The organism is Streptomyces sp. P5F9 (assembly GCF_057961495.1).
In genome coordinates, this window is sequence record NZ_JBXVPZ010000078.1 from 22,019 (window position 1) to 28,839 (window position 6,821).

Sequence of the window (6,821 nt, forward strand, 5' to 3'; positions counted from 1 at the left end):
GTTCACTCTCTCCGGCGCCGGAAGCTCACCGAGCCACGATCTCCGCCGCCCCGCAACCGCCCGCTCTTCTGGGCGACTTCGGGGACCTTGACCAGTCCGAGTTCGCCCGCGAGACCCCAAAGGGCCTGTTTCACCACGCTCTTGTTGTCGAGTTCGTGCAGCCGGCCCGCGTCCACCGCGCCCTGGAGTTCCTTGAAGTTGGCGGGGATCGCGGTGGCGGCGACCGTCGTGCCGGTGATGCGCTGGATGAGCGCCGGCTGGATCTCCGTACCGCGCGTGTAGCGGTTGACGACGATGGTCGTCTCCTCGGCCTTGCGGATCTGGAGCCGGTCCCACATGCGGACGGTGCGCTTCGCGGCGCGTACGGCGACCACGTCCGGGGTGGTGAACAGCAGGGCTATGTCGGCCATTTCGACGGCCGCCGCGCTCGCGCCGCTCATCTGGGCGCCGCAGTCGATGACGACGACCTCGTAGCGGGAGCGCAGGGCGCTGACGATCTGGCGGGCGGCCCGGTCGGTGACCTCCTCGCCGCGTTCGCCCTCGCCGGGGGCGAGCAGCAGCGCGATGCCCGTGTCGTGCCGGAACACGGCGTCGGCCAGCACGCGCGGCGAGATGTCGGTGATCGCGGCGAGGTCGACGACGGAGCGGCGGAACTGGACGTCCAGGTAGGAGGCGATGTCGCCGGTCTGGAGGTCCATGTCGACGAGCGCGACGCTGCGGCCCGACGCCTGGGCGGCGAGGGCGAGTTGGATCGCGGCGAGGGTGGCGCCGACCCCGCCCTTGGAGCCGCTGACCGTGACGGCGGTGCCGCCGACACCGGTGAACACGTCGCCGCCGTGGCCCAGATGACGCCGTACGCCCACCGACCAGGCGGCGACGGCCTGGACGCGGTTGGCCAACTCCTCGTAGCTCAGCGGGAGGGCGATGAGCCCGCGGGCGCCGGAGTCCATGGCGGCCTGGAAGAGGCCGGGGCTGGCGTCGGTGGTGACGAGGATGACGCCCACCGCGGGGAAGCGCAGCGCGACCTCGCGGACCAGCTCCAACGCCGGTACGGGACCGATGCGTTCATGCACCACCACGACCTCGGGCAGTTCGTCGACGGACTCGGCGGCGAGCCGGGCCAGGGTGTCGATGAGCTGCGTCGAGTCGGCCACCGGGGCCACCGGGTCGGCGTCCGGGAGCTGGCTGAGCAGGGTCGTGATGGCGCGGATGGCGTCCGCGTCTCCGACCGCCGGAAGAATCCTGGTGGGCATGCGGGCCTCTCACTTGTCCTTCGCGAGTTCGTACGTCCGGTCCTGCTCCGGCACGGTCGTATCGCCGCCTGGTGCCACCAGGGCGAGCCGCACCCGCTCGGCGAACGACTCGGCGTAGGTGATCCGTTGGGCGTCGAGCGTGGAGAGCGCGAAGGTGATCGGCACGCCGTCGGTGGACGTCCGCTGGTTCTTGTCGCTGTTGCTGCCGGGGTCGAGGGCGGTGATGTGGCCGACGTCGATGACCTTCGCGTTGGTCACGATGATCTTGGACTGGTCGGGGTCACCCTCCTTCTGGCCCGCGAAGGTGGCGTACACGTTGACCGTGGAGCCCGGTGTGATCTTGCCGGCGACGCCGGTCGCCGCGTCGATCATGATGGCGACCTCCTGCTGCCCGGGCTTCAGCGCCGGCTGGTCCACGATCATGTCGGTCTGCAACAGGGAGCCCTGGCGCAGCGTGGTCACGGCGATCTTGCCCGTGATCTGCCTCAGATCGGTCACGGCGTTGTCCGACAGCCACCGCTTGGGCATCTCGATCTTCTTGAACTGCGCGGCGGTGAGGGCCGTGTAGGGCGCCACGTTGTCCTTGACCTGGTACGCCGTGACCTCGGGACCGACCTTGGACTTCACGTCACGGATGACGGAGAGGACGCCGGCGAACGCGCCGAGGGCGCAGATCACCGACAGGAGCAGGAGTATCACGCCGCGGCGCTGACGGGAGTTCATGAACCGTACAACCTCATTGGGGATATCGGTCGAGCGGAAATGAGCGGATCGAGCGGGATCGGACCGGATCGAGCGAGATCGAGAGAGATCGGACCGGGCCGAGCGAATCGTGTGCTGTAAGCGTGTCCTGTGTGTTGAGGACTTATCCGCTCGATGTTTGGTTCTCGTGAACGGGCGGTGTGGCGGAGCAGAAGACACAACGGTCGCCGATGACGTCGATGCCGCACCAGTGGCACACGGACTGCCGTACAGAGGTGACCAGTTGGTACAGCACCGACAGGTCGGGCAGATACGTACAGAACTCGATCAGCTTGTTCGTACCCCACCAAGTCACCGATTCGGCGGGCAGGGTGGCCTCGCGCAGCCCCATCGCGTTCCACGCCGGGGCGAGGGTGGTGCCGATCCAGTCGGACTGGAGCTGCCCCTTGGCGACCAGCATCCAGGTACCGAACTCCGGCCCCTCCAGCGCGACTCCGGGGCCGACCCGGACCAACTGCGGCTCGGGGTGGGCGATCACGGCGAACTGGCTGCCGGGCACCCAGGACTTGGCGTGCGACTTGAGGCCGACGGGGACCCGGTCCAGTTTGGTGACGGAGCCGAGGAGCGCGCCGGCGTGGATGTAGTGCGTGAGCAGCCGGCCCGCCGAGGCGAGCACGCCGGGACTGAGGTCACAGGACGCCAGCTGCCTCAACTGCCGGGCCAGGACGGCGAGTCCGAGCGGGGGCAGATTCGGACGGAACAGGGCGATCCGGTCGCTCTCCAGGATGGACCGGATCGTGTGCAGCCGTCGGTCGACGCCCTCGGACACGGCCTGCGAGGACACGACGACGACATGCCCGTGCTGGTCGATCAGGGCCTGCATCTCCGACAGCGCCTGGTCCAGCGGTCGTTGATCGAGGTCCCGCAGGACGACGGCGGGCAGGGTCCGTTCGTCCTGTGGCGGCAGCGCCATGTCGGCGCTGGTCACGGCAATGGCAGTTGGCACGCGCAGCTCCCCGTCTCACGCCTGTTGGCCCACCGGCATTACTCCGGCACACCGAGTCGACTTCACTGCGTGACTACCTCAGCACTGTAACCACGCCCCTGTGACCGGAGAACAGCGTTTCTGTAGCTGTGCGGCAACTGTCGTCGCACACAACACGCCAAATCGGGGCAGGTCGCGCATCCGATCGCGACGCGAGTACCGAGACCAGTGTCGGCGAAGTTGGTCTGGACCTCTTGACATCAGATTGGTCTGGACCAACTCTGGGACTCCCAGCGGTGGCCACCGTCGGCACAGTCACAGTCACATCCCCTCCAAACTCCCCCACCGGAGGCATCAGTGGACCGCGCACCAGGCATGCCCGTCCTCAGGAACAGACGTCTGTGGGCCGGGGTCGCCATGGCCGCCCTCGCTCTCTCCTTCGCGGGCACCGGCCAGGCGTCCGCCGCCGACATCAACAACGCCAAGAACGCCGGCTTCGAGTCGGGCCTGACCAACTGGACCTGTACGGCGGGCAGCGGCACGACCGTCTCGTCCCCGGTCCACAGCGGCGCGGCGGCCCTGAAGGCCACCCCGGCCGGCCAGGACAACGCCCAGTGCGGCGAGTCGGTGGCGGTGAAGCCCAACTCGACGTACACGCTGAGCGCGTGGGTGCAGGGCGGCTACTCCTACCTGGGCGTGACGGGCACGGGCACGACGGACGTGTCGACGTGGACCCCCGACACCACGTCGTGGAAGCAGCTCTCGACGACGTTCACGACGGGCGCCTCGACGACGTCCGTCTCGGTGTACACGCACGGCTGGTACGGCCAGGCCGCGTACTACGCGGACGACATCTCGGTCTACGGCCCGGACGGCGGCGGTGGCAGCGACCCCGCCCCGACGGTCCCGGCGACACCGACGGGCCTGACCGTGTCCTCCACGACGTCCTCGTCGGTCTCCCTCGCCTGGAGCGCGGTGTCGGGGGCGACAGGCTACAACGTCTACCGCAGCGGCACGAAGATCACGGCGGTGACGGGAACGTCGGCCACGATCACGGGACTTGCGGCCTCCACCTCATACTCCTTCCAGGTCACGGCGACCAACTCGGCGGGTGAGTCGGGGAAGTCGACGGCGGTGACGGGCACGACGACGGCGACGGGCGGCAATGGCGGCACCGGTCTGCCGAAGCACGCGGTGACCGGCTACTGGCAGAACTTCAACAACGGCGCGACCGTCCAGAAGCTCTCGGCCGTCTCCTCCCAGTACGACATCATCGCGGTGGCCTTCGCGGACGCGACCTCGACCCCGGGCGCGGTCTCCTTCACGCTCGACTCGGCCGGCCTCGGCGGCTACACGGTCGACCAGTTCAAGGCGGACATCGCGGCCAAGCACGCGGCCGGCAAGAAGGTCGTCATCTCGATCGGCGGCCAGAACGGCACGATCTCGGTGAGCGACTCGACATCCGCGACGAACTTCGCCAACTCGGTCTACTCCCTGATGCAGACGTACGGCTTCGACGGCGTCGACATCGACCTGGAGAACGGCATCAACGCGACCTACATGACCCAGGCGTTGAGGTCCCTCTCCTCGAAGGCGGGCTCGTCCCTCGTCATCACGATGGCCCCGCAGACGATCGACATGCAGTCGACGTCGAACGCGTACTTCCAGACGGCCCTGAACATCAAGGACATCCTCACGGTCGTCAACATGCAGTACTACAACAGCGGCACGATGCTGGGCTGCGACGGCAAGGTCTACGGCCAGGGCACGGTCGACTTCCTGACGGCCCTCGCCTGCATCCAGCTCCAGGGCGGCCTCGCCCCGTCCCAGGTAGGCCTGGGCCTCCCGGCCTCCACGAGCGCGGCCGGCAGCGGCTACGTCTCCCCCACCATCGTGAACAACGCCCTCGACTGCCTGACCGCCGGCACCAACTGCGGCACCTTCAAGCCGTCGAAGACGTACCCCGACCTGCGGGGCGCGATGACATGGTCGACGAACTGGGACGCGGCCGCGGGGAGTTCGTGGTCGAACTCGGTGGGGGCGCATGTGCACGCGTTGCCGTAGCACTCGGTAGGCAGGGAGCGTGGGGAGTGCGGCCGCTGTCGGGTCGCGCTCCCCATCTCTCGGGTTAGGTTGACGTGATCATCCATGACGTCGATCTCCCGGCAGGTGCCTCCCATGCCTTTGCCCGCGCGGCTCGGACTTCTCCGCGAAGCGGACTTCGGGCGGCTGTTCGCCGCCACCGCGCTCGGGCAGTTGGGCGACCGGATCATCTTTCTGGCGTTGCCGCTCGTCGCCATCGTGGCGCTGGACGCGGACGAGTTCCAGGTCGGGCTGCTGACCGCGATGACCACGGCGGGTTCGCTGCTGGTCGGGCTGCCGGCGGGTGCGTGGGTGGACCGGATGCGGAAACGGTCGGTGATGATCAGCACCGATCTCGCGCGGGCGCTGGTTCTCGTGACGGTGCCGGTGGCGTGGTGGGCGGGCCTGCTCACCGTGTGGTGGCTGTACGCGGTCGCGTTGGTCCATGGGGTGCTGACGGTCTTCTTCGATGTGGCGTACGTCAGCTACCTGCCGCATCTGGTGGGGCGCGACAACCTCGTCGAGGGGAACGCGAAGCTCTCGGCGATCCGCTCGGTGACCAGCATCAGCGGGCCGGGGATCGCCGGGCCGCTGGTCGGCTGGGTGGGCGCGCCCGCGACGCTGTTGGTGAGCGCGGCCGGGATGGCGATGTCGGGGCTGCTGGCGCTCGGCATCCGCAAGCAAGAAGTCCGGCCGGAACGGGAGTTGGGGCCGAGTGAGCGGTCTCGGCTGGGCCGCGACATCAAGGAGGGCCTGAGGTTCGTCCTCAAGTACCCGGCCCTGCGCGCGATCATGCTGAGCGACGCGATCTTCAACCTCTTCCTGGTGATGTACCAGACCATGCTGCTGGTCTTCCTGGAACGGGAGTTGGGACTCGACTCCGCCGGTATCGGCCTCGTCCTCTCGGGGATGGGCTGCGGCGCCCTGCTGGGCGCGCTGTCGGCGACCCGTGTCGCCCGGTGGGTCGGCCAGGGCCGGGTCATCTGGCTCGCGTCACTGGTGACGTGCCCGCTGACCGTCCTGATGCCGTTGGCCCACCCGGGCTGGAGCGTGTGCGTGGCGGCGGCCGGCCTCGCCTCGCTCTCCTTCGGCGGAGTCGTCCGCGTCGTGGCCCAGTCGAGCTTCCAGCAGGCCCTCACCCCGGACCGGCTCCTGGGCCGCGTGAGCGCGACGGCACGCTTCGTGTCCTGGGGCGGAATCCCGCTGGGCGGACTGCTGGGCGGGACGTCGGGCTCGGTGTTCGGAGCGACGGCGACGCTGTGGATCGGCGCGGCGGGAATGACGGCGAGCGTCCTCCCGAACTTCCTGTCACCGCTCCGCACGATGCGCACGCTCCCGACGGGAAGCGGTGAACTCGACCCCGTGGGCTGAGAGTTCACCCTCTGGTCAGCGGCTGTCAGTCCTTCTTCTCACCGTCCGCGGCCTGCGCGGCGAGCCTCGCCACCAGGTCCTGCGCCTTGTCGACCGCGGTGTCGATCTGCTCGCTGTGCTTGCCGTCCGTCTTCTCGTCGACGACATCCCCGGCCTTCTCCAGCCCGTCGGCGATCTTGTCTCCGTGCTCCTCGGCGATCTCCTCGGCCTTGTCCTTGAGCTTCCCCAGGTCTCCCAGGTTGTCGAACACGACGGTTCCCCCTCGCTGCAACGGGCTTACGCGGTCAGGGACATGGTCGTCACGATCGGCCCCGGAGGACAAGGTGGCCCCGACGAGGATGCCCCGGCGGGCGGAGGCGCGGGGCGGGGCGTGTTCGGGGCGCACATGGATCGGAGTGCCGGTACCGACCCGGCGCCCGGGTGGGGAG

At 68.9% G+C, this 6,821-nt stretch carries 6 protein-coding genes; 2 read left to right on the forward strand and 4 right to left on the reverse strand.

The window, feature by feature from the left end; translation table 11 throughout:
• Positions 1 to 2: 2 nt before the first annotated feature.
• The 3 genes from AC31A1_RS15740 to AC31A1_RS15750 all read right to left on the reverse strand — a co-directional run bounded on the left by AC31A1_RS15740 (position 3) and on the right by AC31A1_RS15750 (position 2,928).
• The gene (locus tag AC31A1_RS15740) at positions 3 to 1,253 is read right to left on the reverse strand and encodes a CpaE/TadZ family protein (protein ID WP_489653917.1); all 1,251 of its coding nucleotides are present in this window, start codon (positions 1,251 to 1,253) and stop codon (positions 3 to 5) included.
• A gap of 9 nt (positions 1,254 to 1,262) precedes the next feature.
• On the reverse strand, positions 1,263 to 1,976 hold the full coding sequence (gene cpaB, locus AC31A1_RS15745; protein ID WP_489653918.1) for a Flp pilus assembly protein CpaB: 714 nt from the start codon (positions 1,974 to 1,976) through the stop codon (positions 1,263 to 1,265).
• Positions 1,977 to 2,118: 142 nt separating this feature from the next.
• Positions 2,119 to 2,928, reverse strand: a complete 810-nt coding sequence (locus tag AC31A1_RS15750; RefSeq protein ID WP_489653923.1) for a hypothetical protein — start codon at positions 2,926 to 2,928, stop codon at positions 2,119 to 2,121.
• A 387-nt stretch (positions 2,929 to 3,315) separates the two neighbouring features.
• Between AC31A1_RS15750 and AC31A1_RS15755 the strand changes: the two genes are divergently transcribed.
• Positions 3,316 to 5,004: a chitinase gene (locus AC31A1_RS15755; protein ID WP_489653919.1), complete on the forward strand. Its 1,689-nt coding sequence runs from the start codon at positions 3,316 to 3,318 to the stop codon at positions 5,002 to 5,004.
• Between the two features lie 114 nt (positions 5,005 to 5,118).
• Complete coding sequence (locus AC31A1_RS15760) at positions 5,119 to 6,393, forward strand: MFS transporter (RefSeq protein WP_489653920.1); 1,275 nt, start codon at positions 5,119 to 5,121, stop codon at positions 6,391 to 6,393.
• Between the two features lie 25 nt (positions 6,394 to 6,418).
• Here AC31A1_RS15760 and AC31A1_RS15765 read toward each other — a convergent pair.
• A partial coding sequence (locus AC31A1_RS15765) for an antitoxin (RefSeq protein ID WP_489653921.1) occupies positions 6,419 to 6,821 on the reverse strand: 403 nt, incomplete at its 5' end.